Genomic DNA, 20,471 nt, shown 5'->3' on the forward strand with positions numbered 1-20,471 from the left:
AGGGGTCCCCGTCGGCCCCACCCCTGGCCGTCCGGGTCAAAGTCAACGTGCGGTGGAGGGGCGGGAGTCAAGGGTGGAGCGGAGCGGAATCGGCGCAGCCGACGCGCAGCGCAGCGGAGCGCCCTTTACTGCCGGCCCGGAGCCGCCACACTCCGGAAAACACCGGGCGGCCCCGGTCACCATCCAAGGTGCAGGCCAACCGAAGTCACCGCCCCTCCACCCCGGTCGGCTTCGCGACAGAGTTGAAGGCCCCCAGCGGGAGCCGGCCCGTGGCGAGTTGGCCGACGCGCCGCGCCCCGCCAGGGTGCGGCGGCAAGGAACCCCCGTACGACCCAGGCCAAGGCCCCCCACCCCACCCGTCACACGCGTACGCGGCCGAACTCCCCCTGTCCGAAAGGCCCCCGGCCCCGGCGCGGATTGCCGCGAGCGGGTGTCGGCGACTACTCGACGTATCAAAGATGGCACCGGACGTCACCACACCAGCGCGACCGGAGGGGACCCTCATGAGCAAGCGCAACGAACCCGACCGGCCGGACCGGGCCGAGCAGCCGGTTCAGCCCGATCTGCAGGAGATGGACGAGCGGGAGGTGGCCGAGGCGATCGGGTCGGCTGCCCGCATCACCCTCGCCCCGGGCCCCCGCGAGGCCCGCGAGGCCCCCGCCGCCGCCCCGCAGCCCGACGACGAGTGGGCGCTGCCCGGCGGCACCGCCTGGGTGTACCTCGCCGACCGGGCGAAGGGCCTGACGCGGCCCGTCGTCATCAGCGACGGCTTCAGCTCGGGGCCGAGCGATCTCGACTTCTCCTGGGAGATCATGGAACGCGGCCCGTTCCCGTTCCTGAGTGCCCTGCGCGGCCGCGGGTACGACGTCATCCTCGTCGGCTTCGACGAGCGGAGCGCGTCGATCCTGGAGAACGCCGAGGTCGCCAGGGCCGCGATCCTGGAGACCATCGCGCGGCGCAACGGCGATCACCCGCTGGCGGTCGGCGGATTCAGCATGGGCGGACTCGTCACGCGGTACGCGCTCGCCAAGATGGAGCACGACGGCGGGACGGGCGAGAACGACCACCAGACCGCCCTGTACTTCTCGTACGACAGCCCCCACCGCGGCGCCTGGATACCCGTCGCGCTGCAGTCGTTCGCGCACTACATCCGGCGCCTCAACGCGGCGTTCTCGAACCAGATGAACAGTCCGGCCGCTCGCCAGCTGCTGTGGCAGCACATCAGCGAGTGGGGCGACACCCCGGACACGGACAAGGAGCGCGGCACCTTCCTCGCCGAGCTGGACCGGGTGGGCCGCTGGCCCTCGCGGCCGAAGAAGATCGGTGTGTCCAATGGCTCCCGCATCGGCGAGAGCAACGGCATCCCGGCCGGCGAGCAGGCCTTCCACGGCAAGGGCCTGGCCATCACCGGCACCCACCTGTACACGCAGTCCGCGGGCGAGGACCAGCTCGTCGCCCAGCTGCGGGTGGTGACCCTGCGCAGGCCCCGCATCCGCACCACGGGCCTGCCCGAGATCGACGGCGCGCCGGGCGGCACCCTGGAGGGCTTCGGCATCCTCGCCGACGAGCTGAACAAGATCCCCGCACTGATCGGCCTCGGCTCCGAGGCGGACTTCCGCGAGCACTGCTTCGTGCCGACGGTCAGCGCCATCGCCCTGCGCGACATCGACACCCACGAGAAGCTCTACGCGCCGATCACGGCCTCCGCGGAGGAGGAGAGCGAGCTGGACGAATTCCTCTGCGCCTCCCGGAACGAGGGCCACACCCTGGTCACCGAGGAACTCTGCACCTGGATCATGGACCGACTGCCGTAGAGCGGGACGGGAAACGCCCGAGGGCGGCACCCCTTCGTGAGAAGGAGTGCCGCCCTCGGTACGTACGGGACAGTGATCAACCAGAGGTCGATCAGAAGTCCATGTCACCGCCCGGCATGCCGCCGCCGGCCGGGGCAGCGCCCGCCTTCTCCGGCTTGTCGGCGATGACGGCCTCGGTGGTGAGGAACAGCGCGGCGATGGAGGCGGCGTTCTGCAGGGCAGAGCGCGTCACCTTCGCCGGGTCGAGGATGCCCTCGGCGATCATGTCGACGTACTCACCGGTCGCGGCGTTCAGGCCGTGGCCGACGGTCAGGTTGCGCACCTTCTCGACGACGACACCGCCCTCGAGGCCGGCGTTGACCGCGATCTGCTTCAGCGGGGCCTCGAGGGCCAGCTTCACAGCGGCGGCACCGGTGGCCTCGTCGCCCTCAAGCTCCAGCTTCTCGAAGACCTGGGAGGCCTGCAGCAGGGCCACGCCACCACCGGCGACGATGCCCTCCTCGACGGCCGCCTTCGCGTTGCGAACGGCGTCCTCGATGCGGTGCTTGCGCTCCTTGAGCTCGACCTCGGTCGCGGCACCGGCCTTGATGACGGCCACGCCGCCCGCGAGCTTCGCCAGGCGCTCCTGGAGCTTCTCGCGGTCGTAGTCCGAGTCGCTGTTCTCGATCTCGGCGCGGATCTGGTTGACGCGGCCCTGGACCTGGTCGCTGTCACCGGCACCGTCGACGATGGTCGTCTCGTCCTTGGTGATGACGACCTTGCGGGCGCGGCCGAGCAGGTCGAGACCGGCGTTCTCCAGCTTGAGGCCGACCTCCTCGGAGATGACGGTGCCACCGGTGAGGATGGCGATGTCGCCGAGCATGGCCTTGCGGCGGTCACCGAAGCCCGGGGCCTTGACGGCGACGGACTTGAAGGTGCCACGGATCTTGTTGACGACCAGCGTGGACAGGGCCTCGCCCTCGACGTCCTCCGCGATGATCAGCAGCGGCTTGCCCGACTGCATGACCTTCTCCAGGAGCGGAAGGAGGTCCTTCACGTTGGAGATCTTGGAGTTGACGATCAGGATGTACGGGTCGTCGAGCGACGCCTCCATACGCTCCATGTCGGTGGCGAAGTACGCCGAGATGTAGCCCTTGTCGAAGCGCATACCCTCGGTGAGCTCCAGCTCCAGACCGAAGGTCTGGGACTCCTCGACGGTGATGACGCCTTCCTTGCCGACCTTGTCCATCGCCTCGGCGATGAGCTCGCCGATCTGGGTGTCGGCGGCGGAGATGGAGGCCGTCGAAGCGATCTGCTCCTTGGTCTCGACATCCTTCGCCTGCTCGAGCAGGGCGCCGGAGACGGCCTCGACGGCCTTCTCGATGCCGCGCTTGAGGGCCATCGGGTTGGCACCGGCGGCCACGTTGCGCAGACCCTCGCGCACCAGGGCCTGGGCCAGGACGGTCGCGGTCGTCGTGCCGTCACCGGCGACGTCGTCCGTCTTCTTCGCGACCTCCTTGACCAGCTCGGCGCCGATCTTCTCGTACGGGTCCTCGAGCTCGATCTCCTTGGCGATGGAAACACCATCGTTGGTGATCGTGGGGGCGCCCCACTTCTTCTCGAGGACGACGTTGCGACCCTTGGGGCCCAGGGTCACCTTGACGGCGTCGGCGAGCTGGTTCATGCCGCGCTCGAGGCCGCGCCGTGCCTCCTCGTCGAACGCGATGATCTTGGCCATGTGAAGTGGTCCTCCCGGACGGGGTGGAAACGCAAACGGACCGTGCTGGTGCCCGCGACGGACGGACTGCGTGCCGTGTGGTTCCTTGCCCCACGCGGCCTGCGGACCTCACCGACCCGATCCAAGTTCTGTCACTCTCACTCGGAGAGTGCTAAGCCCAATGATTAGCACTCGACCCCCACGAGTGCAAGGTGCTCCCGCCAGATCCGCCCGGCGCGCGGGAGCACGGACGCACCCCGGGGGCCCGCACCGGACGCACACGAGGGGCCCGTACCCCTGTGGGATACGGACCCCTCGCGATGCTTGCTTCGGTGGTCGATCGCGCCGAGCTAGACGGCGAGCTTGACCATGTCCGCCTGCGGACCCTTCTGGCCCTGCGAGATCTCGAACTCGACTCGCTGACCTTCTTCAAGGGTGCGGTAGCCGTCCATCTGGATCGCGCTGTAGTGGACGAAAACATCCGCACCACCGTCGACCGCGATGAAGCCGTACCCCTTCTCCGCGTTGAACCACTTGACGGTGCCCTGAGCCATGCCTAACTCCCCTATTACTGGCCCTTGCACAGGACCGCACTTCGCGGACCCGGGTCAGACCTCACCCCCCACTGATTGGGGGTGTGCGCCGGAACGCGTCGACCGCCGCTGAATGTATCTGTCCAACTGCCGTCTGCAACAGGTCAATCGGACGAGAATTCTGGGCGCGCCCGATCGGTAATATGCGGAGAATTCACCGGAATCCAGGGCAAGTCGGGCCGGGCAAAAGGCACATGAGGCTCAAATGGGCAGTGCGCTTTGGCTACTTCTTGTCGGCTCCGGGCCGACTTCGTATATGCACTCGGCACTGACGGCGAAGCACGCTTCCCAACTGTACCGCGCTCAACCAAGCAGAATTGCCCCCTCCGCTTCTCTCGCGGAGGGGGCAATTCGAATTACGCAGGGTGCTTGCGAAAAGGTCAGCCGCCGGCGACGGCGGGAATGATCGAGACGCCCGCGCCGTCCGGCGTGGCCGTCTCCAGGCCCTGCTCGAAGCGGACGTCGTCGTCGTTCACGTACACGTTGACGAAGCGGCGCAGCTTGCCCTGGTCGTCCAGGACGCGGGCGGCGATCCCGGTGTGGTTCTTCTCCAGGTCGGCGATGACCTCACCCAGATTCGCCCCCTCGGCGGCGACCTCGGCCTTGCCGCCGGTGTAGGTGCGCAGAATGGTGGGGATGCGAACGTTGACACTCATGGTTCACCTCAGGGGGATACGGGCCCCGTAAGGGGCGCGGGGAACTGCGCGACCAGCCACAACGGCCCCGCAGGGAAGCAACAACCTCAGCCGGCAAGCCCCGCGGAGCGAAACGCCTCAAGGCTCGGCTTGATCGTGGCGGTGGCCTGCGAAGTCTCGGCGACAGCGTCAAGCGTCTTCAGGCCGTCCCCGGTGTTCAGGACCACCGTGGTGAGGGCCGGGTCGAGAAGCCCCGCCTCGAAAAGCTTCTTCGTGACGCCCACCGTCACACCCCCCGCGGTCTCCGCGAAGATCCCTTCCGTGCGGGCGAGCAGCTTGATCGCCTCGACGACCTGCTCGTCGTTCACGTCCTCGACCGCCCCGCCCGTGCGGCGCGCGATGTCCAGGACGTACGGCCCGTCGGCGGGGTTGCCGATGGCCAGCGACTTGGCGATGGTGTTCGGCTTCTGGGGGCGTACGACGTCGTGCCCGGCCTTGAAGGCGGTCGACACCGGCGAGCAGCCCTCGGCCTGCGCGCCGAAGATCTTGTACGGCTTGTCGGCCACCAGGCCGAGGGCGATGAGCTCCTTCAGCCCCTTGTCGATCTTCGTGAGCTGCGAGCCGGAGGCGATGGGGATGACGAGCTGGTCGGGCAGCTCCCAGCCGAGCTGCTCGCAGATCTCGTACGCGAGGGTCTTGGAGCCCTCGCCGTAGTACGGCCGCAGGTTGACGTTGACGAAGCCCCAGCCCTCGCCCAGCGGGTCGCCGATGAGCTCGGAGCAGAAGCGGTTCACGTCGTCGTAGTTGCCCTCGATGCCGACGAGTTCACCGCCGTAGACCGCGGCCATGACGACCTTGCCCTGCTCCAGGTCGTGCGGGATGAACACGCAGGAGCGGAAGCCGGCGCGGGCCGCGGCGGCGCCGACGGCGCCCGCGAGGTTGCCGGTGGAGGAGCAGGAGAGCGTGGTGAAGCCGAAGGCGCGCGCCGCTTCGAGGGCCTGCGCGACGACGCGGTCCTTGAAGGAGTGCGTGGGGTTGCCGGAGTCGTCCTTGACGAACAACTTGCCCTGCTCGAAGCCGAGTTCACGGCCGAGGTTGTCGGCCTTGACGAGCTGGGTCCAGCCGGGGTTGAGGTTCGGCTTGTCGGCCACGTCGGCGGGGACGGGGAGCAGCGGGGCGTAGCGCCAGATGTTGGCGGGGCCTGCCTCGATCTGCTTGCGGAGGGCTTCCGGGTCGCCGAGCGGCAGGTCGTACGCGACTTCGAGGGGGCCGAAACACTCGACGCAGGCGAAGATCGGGCCGAGCGGGAACGTGGTGCCGCACTCACGGCAGGAAAGGCCGGAGGCGGGCCCGAGGTCGACGGAAGGGGTGGTGCTCTGGGTGGCGACGGTCTGCACAGCCATGGAGGCGAGGCCCTTTCTCCTCATCTTCCTCGCGACGCATCTCGCCGCGAGACGGAATTGGCACCTTCCCCACCGTGACCTCGCGGTCGGCGGGAGGGTTGCCGGGGCTTCAACGGGCCGTTTCCCTCTGCCCCTCTGGATGAGCGGTTTTCGATTATGGGTTTCAGTTGTCGATCTCAACGCGGCGGTGACCCCGACATGCGATGGTCACCGGCGTTGTTCAAGACTGTAACCGAAGCCCCGGACCCTTGAGATAGTCGTCCGAACCGCGAGATGGATCACATCGATCACCTCATCGATCACCTATGGGAGGACCGCGACCGTGCTGGAAGAGGTCGAGCGCTGGCTCAGCAGGCGTTCCTGGTCCGTCGCCGACCGGCCGCCGGCCCGGCTCGCCGAGGCCAAGCGCGCCGGCGGCGCCTCGGTGAGCGTCGTGCTGCCCGCGCTCGACGAGGAGGGGACGGTCGGCGAGATCGTCGCCGAGATACGCCGCGAGCTGATGGAGAAGGTCCCGCTGGTCGACGAGCTGGTGGTGATCGACTCCGGCTCCACGGACCGTACGGCCGAGGTCGCCGCGGCGGCGGGCGCGAAGGTCGTCCGCAGGGACGAGATCCTGCCGCGCGTCCCCGCGGTCCCGGGCAAGGGCGAGGTGCTGTGGCGCTCGCTGCTCGCGACGAGCAGTGACATCGTCGCGTTCGTCGACGCTGACCTGCGGGAGTTCTCCGCGGACTTCGTCTCGGGGATCGTGGGACCGCTGCTCACCGACCCGGACGTGGCCTTCGTGAAGGCGATGTACGACCGCCCGCTCGGCGAGGCCGCCGGGCAGGGCGGCCGGGTGACGGAGCTGATGGCGCGGCCGCTCCTGAACATGCACTGGCCGCAGCTGGCGGGGTTCGTCCAGCCGCTCGGCGGCGAGTACGCGGCCCGCAGGTCGCTCCTCGAGCGGCTGCCGTTCCCCGTCGGGTACGGCGTGGAGCTCGGCCTGCTCGTCGACGCGCTGCACACGGTGGGTCTGGACGCGCTGGCGCAGGTGGACGTCGGGGTGCGCAAGCACCGGCACCAGGACGGGCAGGCGCTCGGGCGGATGGCGGCGGCGATCTACCGGACGGCACAGCTGCGGCTCGCGCGCGGGCATCTCGTACGCCCCGAGCTCACGCAGTTCGAGCGGGGCGAGCACGGGTTCGTGCCGCGGACGTACGCGGTCGACACGGAGGAGCGGCCGCCCATGACGAGCATCGCCGAGTACGCGCACCGCCGCGTGGCGTGACCGGGAGCCCGTACGTTTGCCCGACCCCGGGACGGGCTACGTTTTGCCACATGGTCTCCGAGCACGGTTCGTCAGCAGCACAGGTACTCGTCGCGTCCAACCGCGGCCCCGTCTCGTACACCGTCGGAGAGGACGGTGAGCTGACCGCCAGGCGTGGCGGCGGCGGCCTGGTCTCCGGGCTCAGCGCCATCGGTGACGAGGCGGACGCCCTGTGGGTGTGCGCGGCGCTCGGCGACGGCGACCGCGAGGCGGTGCGCCGGGGCGTCGGTGAGCCGGGCGTACGGATGCTGGACATCGACGCGGACGTCCACGCGGACGCGTACAACGGCATCGCGAACTCGGTGCTGTGGTTCGTCCACCACCTGCTCTACCAGACGCCGTTGGAACCGGTCTTCGGACCGGAGTTCCGCGCACAGTGGGCGGCGTACGAGACGTACAACCGGGCGTTCGCCGAGGCGCTCGCCGAGGAGGCGGGGCCGGGGGCGGCCGTCCTGGTGCAGGACTACCACCTGGCGCTGGTGCCGGGCATGCTGCGGGAGCTCCGCGAGGACCTGCGCATCGGCCACTTCTCGCACACCCCGTGGGCACCCGCCGACTACTTCCGGATGCTGCCGGACGACGTGGCCGAGCAGTTGCTGCGCGGGATGCTCGGCGCCGACCGGCTCGGCTTCCTCACCGGGCGGTGGGCGGACGCGTTCACGGAGTGCTGTGTGCGGCTCGTCGGCGGGACCTCGGGCACCAGGATCGGGGTGCACGGGCTCGGCGCCGACGCCGACTTCCTGCGGGAGCGGTCGCGGCGCGACGACGTCGAGGAGCGGATGCGGGCGCTGCGGGAGCAGGCGGGCACGCAGGACGGCGAGGACCGGAAGTTGATCGTCCGGGTGGACCGGACGGAGCTGTCCAAGAACATCGTCCGGGGCCTGCACGCCTACCGCGAGCTGCTCGACACCCACCCCGAGTGGCGTGAGCGCGTCGTGCACGTCGCCTTCGCCTACCCGTCCCGGCAGGACCTGGCGGTCTACCGCGACTACACCGCGGAGGTCTCCCGGGTCGCCGAGGACATCAACGCCACGTACGGGACGGACGGCTGGACCCCGGTGGTCCTGCACGTCAAGGACGACTTCGCGCGCTCCCTCGCGGCCTACCGCATGGCGGACGTGGCCCTGGTCAACCCCATCCGCGACGGCATGAACCTCGTCGCGAAGGAGGTCCCGGTCGTCTCCGACGAGGGCTGCGCGCTGGTCCTGTCGCGGGAGGCGGGCGCCCACGAGGAGCTCGGCGAGGACGCGCTCTCCGTGAACCCCTTCGACGTCACGGCCACGGCGGAGGCCCTGCACACGGCCCTCCTGATGCCGCCGGAGGAGCGCGCCGAGCGCACGAAGCGCCTCGCGGCGGCGGCGACGGCGCTGCCGCCCGCGCAGTGGTTCCTGGACCAGCTGCGGGCCCTGACGGGCTGAGGCGCCCCGCGCGCCCGCGCGCGCTCAGGTCAGCCGGGCGCCGATCGCCGACAGCAGCCGTACGACACCCTGCGGGCCGTCCACGACCAGGTCGGCCCGCCCGGCCAGCTCCTTGACCTCCGCGCTGCCGCTGCACACGAGCAGGCCCGCGACACCGTCCGAGCGGAGCTTCTCCACGGCGCCGAAGGCGGGCAGGTCGCCGAGGTCGTCGCCTGCGTAGAGAACGGACTCGGCGCCCACCTCGTGCAGGTACTCGGCGAGGGCCACGCCCTTGTCCATGCCGGGCGGCCGCAGCTCCAGGACGAGCCGGCCCGGCTCGACGATCAGGCCGTGCCGGTGCGCCAGCTCGCCGAGCGGCTCGCGCAGCGCCTCGAAGGCCGCCTGCGGGTCCTGCGCCCGGCGCGTGTGCACGGCGACGGCGCGGCCCTTCTCCTCTATCCACGATCCGCGCCAGGCGCCGATCCCGTCCAGGAAGCCGGGCAGCTCGGCGCGGACGGCCGCGACCCCGGGGTGCGGCTCGGCGGCGCGGACCGTGCCGGTGACGGCGTCCCAGCGCTCGGCGCCGTAGTGCCCGAGGACGACGAGGTGCTCCAGGCCGGGGACGCCCGCGAAGCCGCCGTAGCGGACGGCGACACCCGCCGGGCGGCCCGTGACGACCGCCACCGACCGCAGGCGGGGGGCGAGCGCGGCGAGCGCCGGCACGGCGTCCGGGTGGGCGCGCGCCTGTTCGGGATCGGGCACGATCGGGGCGAGCGTCCCGTCGAAGTCCAGCGCCACCACGGCGCGTTCCGGCCGGGCGAGGAACGCCGCGAGGCCGTCGCGCCCCGCAGACGTCACGGGCTCGGGCAGGCCGGGCGGCTCGGGCAGGTTCGACAGCGAGTACGTAGGGTCACCCATGGGCCCGACCTTAGCCGCGTCAGCGCTCGGCGCGCCGGGACTCCCGCACCCGGCGCAGCCGATTGACCGTAATCGGGTCGTGGGCGAGCGCCCGCGGGTCGTCGAGGAGGGCGTTCAGGAGCTGGTAGTAGCGCACCGGCACCATGCCGAGCTCCTCGCGGACGGCGCGCTCCTTGGCGCCCGGGCCCGGCCACGGCCGCCGCTCGAGGGCCAGCACCGCGCGGTCCCGCTCGGAGAGGCCCTCCCGCTCCTGATCGGTCATGCCCGCCACGCTACCGGCCGCCTCGGACAAGGCCGCATCGGCTACTCGGCGTTCTCCGCGGTCATCGCCCGGGTCTGGATCCGGCCGAGCACCGACTTGGGGTCGCCGCCCTCGCCGACGGTCTTGCCGATGTCCTTCTTGATGTCCGCCGAGACCTGCGCCCAGGACGTCTTGCCCACCGGGTAGAGCTCCGAGGTGGGGAGCTCCTTGAGGAACTCGCCGAGCGCGGTGTGGCCGCGGTCCTTCGCCATCGCCTGCGAGGCGGAGGTCGTCACGGGCAGGATGTCGTACTCGTTCGAGAATTCGAGCACGTTCTTCTTGCTGTAGACGTAGTCGAGGAACTTGCCGGCCTCCTTGCGGTGGCCGTTCTGCTTGAACGCCATCATCCAGTCGGCGACGCCCATCGTGGCCTGCGCCTTGCCGTTGACGCCGGGCGCCGGCACCATGCCGAACTTCACGCCCTTCTTGGCGGCCATCTTCATCAGCGTCGGGTGACCGTTGAGCATGCCGACCTCGCCGCGCGAGAACGCCGCGAACGCCTCGGCGCGGTTCAGCTGCGCGGGGGGCGTGGGACCGGTCAGGCCCTTGCCGACGAGCTCGTCCCTGAGCCAGGCGAACGTCTTGGCGTTCTGCGGGGAGTCGAGGGCGTACGAGCCGACGTTGTCGGTGTAACCGCCGCCGCCGCTCAGCATCCACATGAGCGTCTCGGCGGGGGCCTCCTCGGGGCCCAGCGGCAGCGCGTACGGGATCTTCACGCCGCGCGCCTTGAGCGCCTTCGCGTCGGCCTGCAGCTCGCTCCAGCTCTGCGGCGGAGTGAGGTGGGCGTCCTTGAAGAGCTTGGTGTTGTAGAAGAGCAGCCGCGTGGAGGAGGCGAACGGCATGCCGTACTGGATGCGGTTGACCTCGCCGGCCTGCGAGAGCGGGGCCAGGAAGTCGGCCTGCGTGGCGATGGAGAGGAGCTCGTCGGCCTCGTAGAGCTTGCCCTGCGCGGCGTAGTCGGCGTAGGCGCCGATCTGTGCCAGGTCGGGGGCCTCGCCCTTCTTGACCATCTCCTTGACCTCGCGGTCGACGTCGTTCCAGGAGTGAACGGTCACGTCGACCTTGATGCCGGGGTTCTCCTTCTCGAACCCCTCGACGACCTTGGCCCAGTACTTCTTCGAGCTGTTCGCCGCCGAGTCGCCGTAGTCGGCGGCCACCAGCTTGAGGGTGACGTCGCCGGAGTCGCCGGGACCGCCGCAGCCGGCGAGTACGCCCGCCATGCCCAGTGCGGCCACCGCCGCGGTCAGTCCTGTCACGCGCCGCTGCACAGCTGTCCCACCCTCGTTGCTTCCACAATCCGCTTGAACCGCGAGTTTCCCCCGAGTCCGGACACAAGGTCTACACCACCCGCGTATCACTTGTGCAACGGCGGTCCCGCCGATGACCATGGCGGGAGTCCCGCACCAGCCCCGCACTGACGAGGAGCCCCGGCGCATGTCGCGTACCGCAGCAGAGATAGCCACCCAGCCCGCCTGCTGGCACCGGGCGGTGGAGGCGGCCGCCACATTCGAGGCCTTTCCGCAGCCGGGAGAGCGGGTCGCCGTCACCGGGTGCGGCACGTCGTGGTTCATGGCCATCGCGTACGCGGCGCTGCGCGAGGCGGCCGGGCTCGGCGAGACGGACGCCTTCGCGTCGTCGGAGTTCCCTGCCGGGCGGACGTACGACCGCGTCGTCGCGATCACTCGCTCGGGCACGACGACGGAGGTCCTTGACCTGCTGACGCGCCTGAAGGGCACGGTTTCGACGCTCGCCCTCACGGCCGACCCGAAAACCCCCGTCATGGACGCGGCGGACACCGTGGCGGTCCTGGACTGGGCGGACGAGGAGTCGGTCGTCCAGACCCGCTTCGCGACGACGGCCTTCGCCTTCCTGCGGGCCGGGCTCGGCCACATTCCCGGCCTCAAGACGGTGGCCGAGGCGGCCGTCGACGCGGAGCTCGCGGTGACCGAGCCGCTGCCGGCGGCGGTGCTGGGTGCGGAGCAGTGGACGTTCCTGGGGCGCGGCTGGACGTACGGTCTGGCCCTGGAGGCCGCCCTGAAGATGCGGGAGGCGGCCGGCGCCTGGACGGAGGCGTATCCGGCGATGGAGTACCGCCACGGTCCGATCTCGATCACCGGTCCCGGCCGGGTGGCCTGGATGTTCGGCACGCTGCCGGAGGGGCTCGCGGGGGACGTGGCCCGTGTCGGCGGGGAACTGGTGGCCCGCCAGGAGGCGGACCCGCTCGCCGACCTCGTCCGCGCCCAGCGCCTGGCTGTGGCCCTCGCGGAGTCCCGTGGCCAGGACCCGGACCGCCCCCGCAACCTGACGCGCAGCGTGATCCTGAGCTGACCCTGGTGGGCCGCCTTGGCGGCACCGTCGCCGCGGGGCTACGGCCGCTCCCGGCTCGGCACCGGGGCGGGGCCCCTGTTTGCCTCCCGGTCGTCCGACCCGCCCGGCCGAGGATGTGGTCCCCTGCACCGCCACCGCACCGAACGCTGCCGCCGCCCGGTCCTCACCTCTCGCTCGTGGGGCCCACGCCCTGAACCGCCGCTCCGCGGCGGCCACCTCCCACCCACCCACCCGTGCACCCCGCACCGAAACGCAACGTAGGGCAACGGGTGGGTGGGGTTCTGCCAGCGGTCGTCAGGTGCGGAGCAACGGGTGGGCGGGTGGGAATAGATCCGCCGCGAAGCGGCGGGGTTGTGCCAGTGGTCGTCAGCTGCGGAGCAACGGGTGGGTGGGTGGGGCAGTTTCGCCGCGAAGCGGCGAGGCAGTGCGGCAACCGATCGTTGCGGAGTGCCGGGTGGGCGGGTGGGAAAGATCCGCCGCGAAGCGGCGAGGAAAGGACGGGCGGAACAGCCCGGGGCGCGAAACGCCGACCACCCCCCGCCCCGGAGGGGCCGCCACCCCCTCCCCCGAGGCCCCCACAAGCGGACAGCTGCGCCCAAAAAGATCGCGCGCCCGGCACGGGAGCACGAAGTGGACTAGACCTGTCACGGCCGACGCGCGAGACTGTCCCCGTGAGACACGTCATCGCCCTCGATGTGGGCGGCACCGGAATGAAGGCCGCCCTGGTCGGGGCCGACGGCACCCTGCTGCACGAGGCGCGCCGCCCCACGGGCCGCGACCGCGGCGCCGACGCCGTCGTCGAGTCCATCCTCGGCTTCGCCGCGGAGCTGCGCGCCCACGGCGTCGAGCGGTTCGGGGAGCCCGCCGCCGCGGCGGGAGTCGCCGTGCCGGGCATCGTGGACGCGGAGCGGGGTGTGGCCGTGTACGCGGCCAACCTCGGGTGGAGCGACGTCCCCCTGCGCGACCTCCTCAGCGCCCGCCTGGAGGGCGTCCCCGTGGCCTTGGGCCACGACGTCCGGACGGGCGGCCTCGCCGAGGGCCGCATAGGGGCGGGGAAGGGCGCCGACCGGTTCCTGTTCGTACCCCTGGGCACCGGCATCGCGGGCGCCATCGGCATCGGCGGCGCCATCGAGCCCGGCGCCCACGGCTCGGCCGGCGAGATCGGGCACATCGTCGTCCGCCCTGGCGGCCCGCCCTGCGGCTGCGGCCAGCGCGGCTGCCTGGAGCGCCTCGCCTCCGCGTCCGCGGTCAGCAAGGCGTGGGCCGAGGCGAGCGGCGACCCGGAGGCGGACGCCGCGGACTGCGCGAAGGCCGTGGAGTCCGGCGACCCGAGGGCCCAGGAGGTCTGGCGGAACGCCGTGGACGCCCTGGCCGACGGCCTGCTCACCGCCCTCACCCTGCTGGACCCGCACACCCTGATCATCGGTGGCGGTCTCGCGGAGGCCGGGGAAACCTTGTTCACGCCGCTGCGGGCCGCCGTCGCGGCGCGCGTCGTGCGGTTCCAGACGCTGCCGGAGATCGTGCCCGCGGCCCTCGGCGACACCGCCGGATGCCTGGGCGCTGGCCTGCTGGCCTGGGACCTCATCGGCCCGACGACCGACGGCCCGACCACCGACGGCCCGCCCACGGAAAGCCCCACCACCGACCCCGACCCGACACCCCACCACCCCACGGAGGTAGCCACCTGATGGCCACTAGCAAGGTTCTCGCCGGTGCCCAGGTGGTGCTGCCCACCGGAACCGTCCCGAACGGCCGCGTGATCGTCGACGGCACCCGCATCGCGGGGAGCCCGCCCGCCGGCGCCGAGACCGTCGACCTCACCGGCCACTGGGTGGTCCCCGGCTTCGTCGACATCCACAACCACGGCGGCGGCGGCGCCTCCTTCACCTCGGGCACGGTCGAGGACGTCTTGAAGGGCGTCCACACCCACCGGCTGCACGGCACCACGACCGTCGTCGCCTCGACGGTCACCGGCGAGATGAACTTCCTCGCCCAGCGGGCCGGCGTGCTCTCCGAGCTCGCCGAGCAGGGCGACATCGCGGGCATCCACTTCGAGGGCCCCTTCATCTCGCCGTGCCGCAAGGGCGCGCACAGCGAGGGCCTGCTGCGCCACCCCGACCCCGCCGACGTCCGCAAGCTCCTCGACGCGGCCCGCGGCCAGGCGAAGATGTGCACGCTCGCCACCGAGCTGCCGGGCGGCATCGACTCCGTGCGGCTCCTCGCCGAGCACGGCGTCATCGCCGCCATCGGCCACACGGACGCGACGTACGAGCAGACCGTCGAGGCGATCGACGCGGGCGCCACCGTCGCGACGCACCTCTTCAACGCCATGCCGGGCCTCGGCCACCGCGCCCCGGGCCCGATCGCCGCGCTCCTGGAGGACGAGCGGGTCACCGTCGAGCTGATCAACGACGGCACCCACCTCCACCCGGCCGCCTTCGAGCTGGCCTTCCACCACGCGGGCGCCTCCCGCGTCGCCCTCATCACGGACGCCATGGACGCGGCGGGCTTCGGCGACGGCCGCTACATGCTCGGCCCGCTGGAGGTCGAGGTGAAGGACAGCGTGGCGCGGCTCGTCGAGGGCGGCTCGATCGCGGGCTCCACGCTGACCCTGGACCGCGCGTTCAAGCGCTCGGTGACCGTCGACGGCCTCTCCGTCGACGACACCGTCCGCGCCATCTCCGCCAATCCGGCGAGGCTCCTCGGCCTGTACGACCGGGTGGGCTCCCTGGAGCCGGGCAAGGACGCGGACCTGGTGGTCCTGGACGCGGCCTTCGACCTGAAGGGCGTCATGCGGAAGGGCGAATGGGTGGTTGAGCCCTTTTAACCCCCAACTCGGGTGATTTCACCACCCGTTCGGGTGTCCTGAACAGAAGGCGGTTGGCCCTCCCCCCTGGGCCAACCGCCTTCTGTTTGGCATGATCAGGGCCCAAGAGAGGCGAACGGCAGGCACGTTCGACAGGCACTTCGGGGGTGGTACGCGTGATCCTCACCGTCACGCTGAACGCGGCCCTCGACCTCACCTACCGCGTCCCCGCCCTCGTCCCGCACACCACGCACCGCGTCACCGAGGTCGTCGAACGCCCGGGCGGCAAGGGTGTGAACGTCGCCCGCGTGCTCGCCGCCCTCGGCCACGAGGTGACGGTCACCGGCTTCGCGGGCGGCGACACCGGCCGCACCCTGCGCGAGCGCCTCGCCGCCGAGCCGCGCGTCACGGACGCGTTCGCCCCGGTCGCGGGCACCACCCGCCGCACCCTCGCCGTGGTCGACGCGGCGACCGGCGACACCACCCAGCTCAACGAGCCGGGCCCGACGGTCACCCCCGCCGAGTGGGCCGCCTTCCTCGACTCCTACGAGGAATCGCTGCACCGCGGCGACCTGGCCGCGGTCGCCCTCTGCGGCAGCCTGCCCCCCGGCGTCCCCGTCGGCGCGTACGCCCTCCTCATACGGTCCGCCCGGTCCGCCCGCGTCCCCGTCCTGCTCGACACCAGCGGGGAGCCGCTGCGCCGCGGTGTCGCGGCCCGCCCCGACATCGTCAAGCCCAACGCCGACGAGCTCGCCGAGCTGACCGGCTCCCACGAGCCGGCGCAGGCCACCCGGGACGCCCGCCGCAGGGGCGCGCACGCCGTCGTCGCCTCGCTCGGCGCCGACGGCCTCCTCGCGGTCACCCCGGACGGCGGCTGGCGCGCCAGGCCTCCGAAGCGGGTGGGCGGCAACCCGACCGGCGCCGGCGACTCGGCGGTCGCGGGGCTCCTCTCCGGGTTCGCCGAGAAGCTGCCGTGGCCCGACCGCCTGGCCCGCGCCGTGGCGCTGTCGGCGGCGACGGTGGTGGCGCCGGTGGCGGGCGAGTTCGACCCCGCAACGTACGAAGAACTGCTGCCTCGGGTCGCGGTGACCGCTCAGGCCACCCCGGCGTGACCCACCGCGGCTGAGCACAGACCCGCATCTCGCACCGCACAACGGGGCGCAGCGCCCTGGGAATTGGGGAGCACGTGCCACTGGTCAGCACCGGCGAACTCGTCGCGGAGGCCCGCGCCGCGGGTCACGGCGTCGCCGCGTTCAACGTCATCACCCTGGAGCACGCGGAGGCGGTCGCGCTCGGCGCCGAGCGGGCCGGGACGCCTGCGATCCTCCAGATCTCCGAGAACGCCGTGAAGTTCCACGGCGGCCGGCTCTCCGCCATCGCGGCGGCGACGGCCGCGGTGGCCCACGCGTCCACGGCCCGCCTCTCGCTCCACCTGGACCACGTGACGGACGTCGAGCTGCTGCGGGCCGCGCACCCGGAGGGCTTCAGTTCCGTCATGTTCGACGCGTCGAAGCTGTCGTACGGCGATAACGTGAAGGCGACGGCGGACGCGGTCCGCTGGGGCCACGAGCGCGGCATCTGGGTGGAGGCGGAGCTCGGCGAGGTGGGCGGCAAGGAGGGTGAGGCGCCGCTGGACGCGCACGCGCCCGGGGTGCGCACCGATCCGGCGGAGGCGGCCGCGTACGTCGCCGACACGGGCGTCGACGCCCTCGCGGTGGCCGTCGGGTCCACGCACGCGATGACGGAGCGCACGGCCACCCTGGACCACGAGTTGATCGCCTCCCTCACGGCGGCCGTCCCCGTCCCCCTCGTACTGCACGGCTCAAGTGGCGTACCGGACACGGAGATCCGCCGGGCCATCGCGTCCGGCATCGTGAAGGTGAACGTGGGCACGGCGCTCAACTCGGCGTTCACCGGGGCGGTGCGGGCATTCCTGGAGGCGCAGCCCTCGGCGGTGGACCCGCGCAAGTACGTGGCGCCGGGGCGAGAGGCCGTGGCGGAGACGGTGGCGCATTTCCAGCAGCTCATCGTGTGAGCGGTTTGCCCCTCCATAACGGACATGGGAAGATCAACAACTCACTGCCCCGAGCTCCGCGAGAATGGATACACCCCCGTGAGAATGCGCTCCTTGCTGCTGGCCGGTGCCGCCCTGGCCGCCACCCTCCCGATCGCCGCCGTGCAGCCGGCTTCCGCCGCGCCGGTGTGCGCCAAGGGCAAGGTCTGCACCTGGGTGAAGAGGAACTTCGAGGGCACCCGCCAGAATCGCAAGCTCACGCCGGGCTGCTACGACGTGCAGAGCGGCGGTGCGCGCACGGTGTCGAACCAGTCCGGCAAGCGCATCACGCTCTACAGCGACGCCGGATGCTACGGCAGGAAGCTCGACATCAAGACCGGGCACTTCTCCAGCGCCACCCCCTTCGTGGTCACGAGCATCGCCGTGTGGGGCCCCTGAGTCCTCGGCCTCGGACCGACGCGAAGCGCCGCTCGACCGGAAGGTCCCGGTCGAGCGGCGCTTCGCGTCGAGGTCCGCGCGGTCACTTCTCCACGTGACCCGCCTTCAACCAGAACTGGTCCAGGTTGGCGTCGCACTTGTCACCCGGCTGGCAGGAGACCGTGAACGTGTTGGTGCCCTTGGCCAGCTCCGCGTACACGTAGGTGTACGTCCAGCCCTTGTCCCAGGCGCCTTCCGCAGCATTCGCGAAATTGCCCATGCGGAGCTTGCGCTCGGAGACCTTGCCGTTCACCGCGAGGGTGGTCTCGGCGTCCTTGCCGGGCACGCCATAGCTCACGAAGAGCGTGTAGGGGCCGTCCTTCGGAATGCCGTTGACGGTCCACGTCACCTGCGCGCCGGTCTTGTTGAGCCCCGCCACGTACACCCCGCCCGCGGCCTTGGCGCCGTCGACGTCGGACGCCGTGGTCGTGCCGCCCTCCAGCTTCAGGGCCTTCGCGTCCGTCTTGGGCAGTTCGACCGGCTTCTCGGGCTTCTTGCTCGGCTTCTCGCTGGGCTTGACGGACTCGGCCTGCGTCGGCTTGCCGCCCGCCTGCGCCTCGCCGTCCTTCTCGTCGCCACCGCCGCCGAAGATCATCGCGGCGCCGATGCCGATGGCGACCACGGCCACCACGGCGATGGCGGCGATCAGCAGCCCCTTCGTGTTGGGGCCACGTCCGCGGCCGCCGCCCGCCGGCTGCATGGGCTGCGTCACCGGGGCGCCGCCGGGCTGCGCCTCGGGGGCGGTGTAGTGGGCGTTCGGCCGGCCGTAGGCCTGCTGCTGGGCCTGCTGCGGCACCTGCTGACCGTACGTCTGCTGCCCGTAGGCGGGGCGGCGGTCGCCGACCGCTCTGACCTGGTTGTACGAGGACCGGGGCCCCGGGTACCCGTAGCCACCGCCACCGCCGGGCGGGGTCGCGCCGGCGGCCTGTCCGTCCTCGTACAGGTAGCCGAACGGATCGTCGTCGCCCTGCGGCGCGCTCGGCGTGTTCTCGCCGTTATTGCCGGGCGTCATTCCCAGGTCACTCCCTTACATCGCTGACGCGGGGAGCCTACCCGGTCCGAGTGAGCCCAAGGAGTGGCCTTGACCTCATCGGTATCGCTATCCGGCCCGCCGGTGCTGCTTGGCACGTGAGCGTTTCTCCACGTACATCCGCTGGTCGGCGGAGTGCAACACTTCGTCGGCCGACATCCCGCAATGCGCCCAGCCGATGCCGAAACTGGCCCCCACCCGGACCGCTCTGCCGTCGACCCGGATCGGCGGGATGATCGCGTTCCGCAGGCGGACCGCGAGGTCCTGGGCGTCGGCGCGGCCGAGGCCGTCGGCGAGGACGACGAACTCGTCGCCGCCGAGCCGCGCCACCGTGTCCCCGTCCCGCACCCCGCTGGTGAGCCGGCGCGCGACCTCGATGAGGACGGCGTCACCGGTGTGGTGCCCGAACCGGTCGTTGATCGACTTGAAGCCGTCGAGGTCGCAGAAGAGGACGGCGAGCCCCTTGGTGCCGTCGTCCACGTCGCCCTCGCCGCCCTGGGGGGCGACGGTGTGGACGTGCGGGTCGAAGCCCTCGTCCTGCTGGAGCGAGGCGTGCCCGAAGTCGAAGCCGTGTTCGTAGGCGGCGTCGAGGGAGTCCACGGCGCTCGGGCGGCCCGCGTGCGGCCTGCGGCAGAGGCGGGCGCTGAGCCGGGCGCGCAGCTCGGCGGAGTTGGGCAGGCCGGTGAGGGAGTCGTGGCTGGCCCGGTGGGCGAGCTGCAGCTCGCGGCGCTTGCGCTCCTCGATGTCCTCGACGTGCGTGAGCAGGAAGCGGGGACCGTCGGCGGCGTCGGCGACCACGGAGTTCCGCAGGCTCACCCACACGTACGTGCCGTCACGCCGGGCGAGCCGCAGCTCGGCGCGGCCGCCCTCGGCGGAGGTGCGGAGGAGCGTCCCGATGTCCTCGGGGTGCACGAGGTCGGAGAAGGAGTAGCGCCGCATGGCGGATGCGGGGCGGCCGAGGAGGCGACAGAGCGCGTCGTTGGTCCGGAGGATCCGGCCGTGCTGGTCGCCGCCCATCTCGGCGATGGCCATGCCGGAGGGCGCGTACTCGAAGGCCTGCCGGAAGGACTCCTCGCTGGCCCGCAGCGCCTGCTGCTCCCGCTCCAGGCGGACCAGGGCGCGCTGCATGTTGGCCCTGAGCCGGGCGTTGCTGATCGCGATGGCGGCCTGGAACGCGTACATCTGGAGGGCTTCGCGGCCCCAGGCGCCGGGCCTGCGGCCGTTGCGCGGCCGGTCCACGGAGATCACGCCGAGCAGTTCGCCGCCGGCCGCCCCGGTCGCGTACATGGGGGCGAAGAGGCGGTCGGAGGGGTGCCACTCGTCCTCGAAGCGGGGCTCGGGCCCTTCCGTGTACCACTGCGGGACGTCGTCGTCGTCGAGGACCCAGCCCTCGGTGTGCGAGATGAAGCGCAGCGCGCCCCATGCCTCGCCCATGGCGAGGCGGCGCTCCCAGGCGTCGCGGGAGCCGACACGTCCGGTGATGAGGGCCTCGGCGGAGGGGTTGCCCGCGAAGGCGGCGACGACGAGATCGCCGTCCGGGCGCACGAGATTGACACACGCCAGTTCATAGCCAAGGCCGTTGACGACGCCGTCGGCGACGGTCTGCAGCGTGTCCGCCAGGCTCCGGGCCGTGTTCAGCTCCGCTACCACCTGGTGCAGCTGCCGCAGGGTCGCAAGACGGACGTACGGCTCCGACTCGGTCTCCATGCTCGTTCTCCCCGAGACCTCGACAGCAACTCCAGGATGCGCAGCG

18 protein-coding genes and 1 riboswitch are annotated in these 20,471 nt (G+C 71.6%); of the genes, 9 read left to right on the forward strand and 9 right to left on the reverse strand.

Annotated elements, in window-relative coordinates; all coding sequences use genetic code 11:
• Positions 1–503: 503 nt before the first annotated feature.
• Positions 504–1,814 (forward strand): esterase/lipase family protein, encoded by a 1,311-nt coding sequence (locus tag ACZ7LU_RS38785; RefSeq protein WP_471919531.1) that lies wholly within the window; start codon positions 504–506, stop codon positions 1,812–1,814.
• 91 nt (positions 1,815–1,905) lie between these two features.
• On the opposite strand, the gene groL is transcribed toward ACZ7LU_RS38785, so the two are convergent.
• The 4 genes from groL to thrC form a co-directional block, all read right to left on the reverse strand.
• Positions 1,906–3,531 carry a chaperonin GroEL gene (gene groL / locus ACZ7LU_RS38790; protein WP_062776541.1) on the reverse strand — a complete coding sequence of 542 codons (1,626 nt, stop codon included), beginning with the start codon at positions 3,529–3,531 and terminating at the stop codon, positions 1,906–1,908.
• A 329-nt stretch (positions 3,532–3,860) separates the two neighbouring features.
• Positions 3,861–4,064 (reverse strand): cold-shock protein, encoded by a 204-nt coding sequence (locus ACZ7LU_RS38795; protein WP_005315736.1) that lies wholly within the window; start codon positions 4,062–4,064, stop codon positions 3,861–3,863.
• Between the two features lie 419 nt (positions 4,065–4,483).
• A complete protein-coding gene (locus ACZ7LU_RS38800) occupies positions 4,484–4,759 on the reverse strand; it encodes a MoaD/ThiS family protein (RefSeq protein ID WP_150217764.1) in 276 nt (91 codons plus the stop codon).
• 86 nt (positions 4,760–4,845) lie between these two features.
• Positions 4,846–6,165, reverse strand: a complete 1,320-nt coding sequence (thrC, locus tag ACZ7LU_RS38805; RefSeq protein WP_398302939.1) for a threonine synthase — start codon at positions 6,163–6,165, stop codon at positions 4,846–4,848.
• Positions 6,159–6,287: riboswitch (SAM riboswitch) on the reverse strand. (Overlaps the previous gene by 7 nt.)
• Before the next feature lie 176 nt (positions 6,288–6,463).
• Here thrC and ACZ7LU_RS38810 point away from each other — a divergent pair.
• Positions 6,464–7,408 carry a glucosyl-3-phosphoglycerate synthase gene (locus ACZ7LU_RS38810; protein WP_471919532.1) on the forward strand — a complete coding sequence of 315 codons (945 nt, stop codon included), beginning with the start codon at positions 6,464–6,466 and terminating at the stop codon, positions 7,406–7,408.
• 50 nt (positions 7,409–7,458) lie between these two features.
• Positions 7,459–8,865 carry a trehalose-6-phosphate synthase gene (locus ACZ7LU_RS38815; RefSeq protein ID WP_398302935.1) on the forward strand — a complete coding sequence of 469 codons (1,407 nt, stop codon included), beginning with the start codon at positions 7,459–7,461 and terminating at the stop codon, positions 8,863–8,865.
• A 24-nt stretch (positions 8,866–8,889) separates the two neighbouring features.
• Here the strand turns inward: ACZ7LU_RS38815 and otsB are convergent, their stop codons facing one another.
• Genes otsB through ACZ7LU_RS38830 form a run of 3 tightly spaced genes read right to left on the reverse strand, consistent with a single transcriptional unit; the run spans position 8,890 to position 11,331 of the window.
• Positions 8,890–9,762: a trehalose-phosphatase gene (gene otsB / locus ACZ7LU_RS38820; RefSeq protein ID WP_471919533.1), complete on the reverse strand. Its 873-nt coding sequence runs from the start codon at positions 9,760–9,762 to the stop codon at positions 8,890–8,892.
• Positions 9,763–9,781: 19 nt separating this feature from the next.
• A complete protein-coding gene (locus ACZ7LU_RS38825) occupies positions 9,782–10,024 on the reverse strand; it encodes a DUF3263 domain-containing protein (protein WP_468305255.1) in 243 nt (80 codons plus the stop codon).
• A 41-nt stretch (positions 10,025–10,065) separates the two neighbouring features.
• Positions 10,066–11,331 carry an ABC transporter substrate-binding protein gene (locus tag ACZ7LU_RS38830; protein ID WP_471919534.1) on the reverse strand — a complete coding sequence of 422 codons (1,266 nt, stop codon included), beginning with the start codon at positions 11,329–11,331 and terminating at the stop codon, positions 10,066–10,068.
• Positions 11,332–11,497: 166 nt separating this feature from the next.
• Between ACZ7LU_RS38830 and ACZ7LU_RS38835 the strand changes: the two genes are divergently transcribed.
• The 6 genes from ACZ7LU_RS38835 (at position 11,498) to ACZ7LU_RS38860 (ending at position 17,649) form a co-directional block, all read left to right on the forward strand.
• A complete protein-coding gene (locus ACZ7LU_RS38835) occupies positions 11,498–12,391 on the forward strand; it encodes an SIS domain-containing protein (RefSeq protein WP_471919535.1) in 894 nt (297 codons plus the stop codon).
• A 671-nt stretch (positions 12,392–13,062) separates the two neighbouring features.
• On the forward strand, positions 13,063–14,079 hold the full coding sequence (locus ACZ7LU_RS38840; RefSeq protein ID WP_471919536.1) for an ROK family protein: 1,017 nt from the start codon (positions 13,063–13,065) through the stop codon (positions 14,077–14,079).
• A complete protein-coding gene (gene nagA / locus ACZ7LU_RS38845; protein ID WP_471919537.1) occupies positions 14,079–15,218 on the forward strand; it encodes an N-acetylglucosamine-6-phosphate deacetylase in 1,140 nt (379 codons plus the stop codon). The genes ACZ7LU_RS38840 and nagA overlap by 1 nt, the downstream gene beginning before the upstream one ends.
• Positions 15,219–15,373: 155 nt before the next feature.
• Complete coding sequence (locus ACZ7LU_RS38850; protein ID WP_471919538.1) at positions 15,374–16,309, forward strand: 1-phosphofructokinase family hexose kinase; 936 nt, start codon at positions 15,374–15,376, stop codon at positions 16,307–16,309.
• A gap of 74 nt (positions 16,310–16,383) precedes the next feature.
• Positions 16,384–17,232 carry a class II fructose-bisphosphate aldolase gene (locus tag ACZ7LU_RS38855; RefSeq protein ID WP_471919539.1) on the forward strand — a complete coding sequence of 283 codons (849 nt, stop codon included), beginning with the start codon at positions 16,384–16,386 and terminating at the stop codon, positions 17,230–17,232.
• A gap of 84 nt (positions 17,233–17,316) precedes the next feature.
• Positions 17,317–17,649 (forward strand): peptidase inhibitor family I36 protein, encoded by a 333-nt coding sequence (locus ACZ7LU_RS38860; protein WP_471919614.1) that lies wholly within the window; start codon positions 17,317–17,319, stop codon positions 17,647–17,649.
• Between the two features lie 82 nt (positions 17,650–17,731).
• On the opposite strand, the gene ACZ7LU_RS38865 is transcribed toward ACZ7LU_RS38860, so the two are convergent.
• Both ACZ7LU_RS38865 and cdgB read right to left on the reverse strand, forming a co-directional pair.
• On the reverse strand, positions 17,732–18,700 hold the full coding sequence (locus ACZ7LU_RS38865; RefSeq protein WP_471919540.1) for a carbohydrate-binding protein: 969 nt from the start codon (positions 18,698–18,700) through the stop codon (positions 17,732–17,734).
• An 87-nt stretch (positions 18,701–18,787) separates the two neighbouring features.
• Positions 18,788–20,425: a diguanylate cyclase CdgB gene (cdgB, locus tag ACZ7LU_RS38870; RefSeq protein WP_398302917.1), complete on the reverse strand. Its 1,638-nt coding sequence runs from the start codon at positions 20,423–20,425 to the stop codon at positions 18,788–18,790.
• Between the last annotated feature and the right edge of the window lie 46 nt (positions 20,426–20,471).

The organism is Streptomyces sp. NPDC039462, assembly GCF_055639375.1.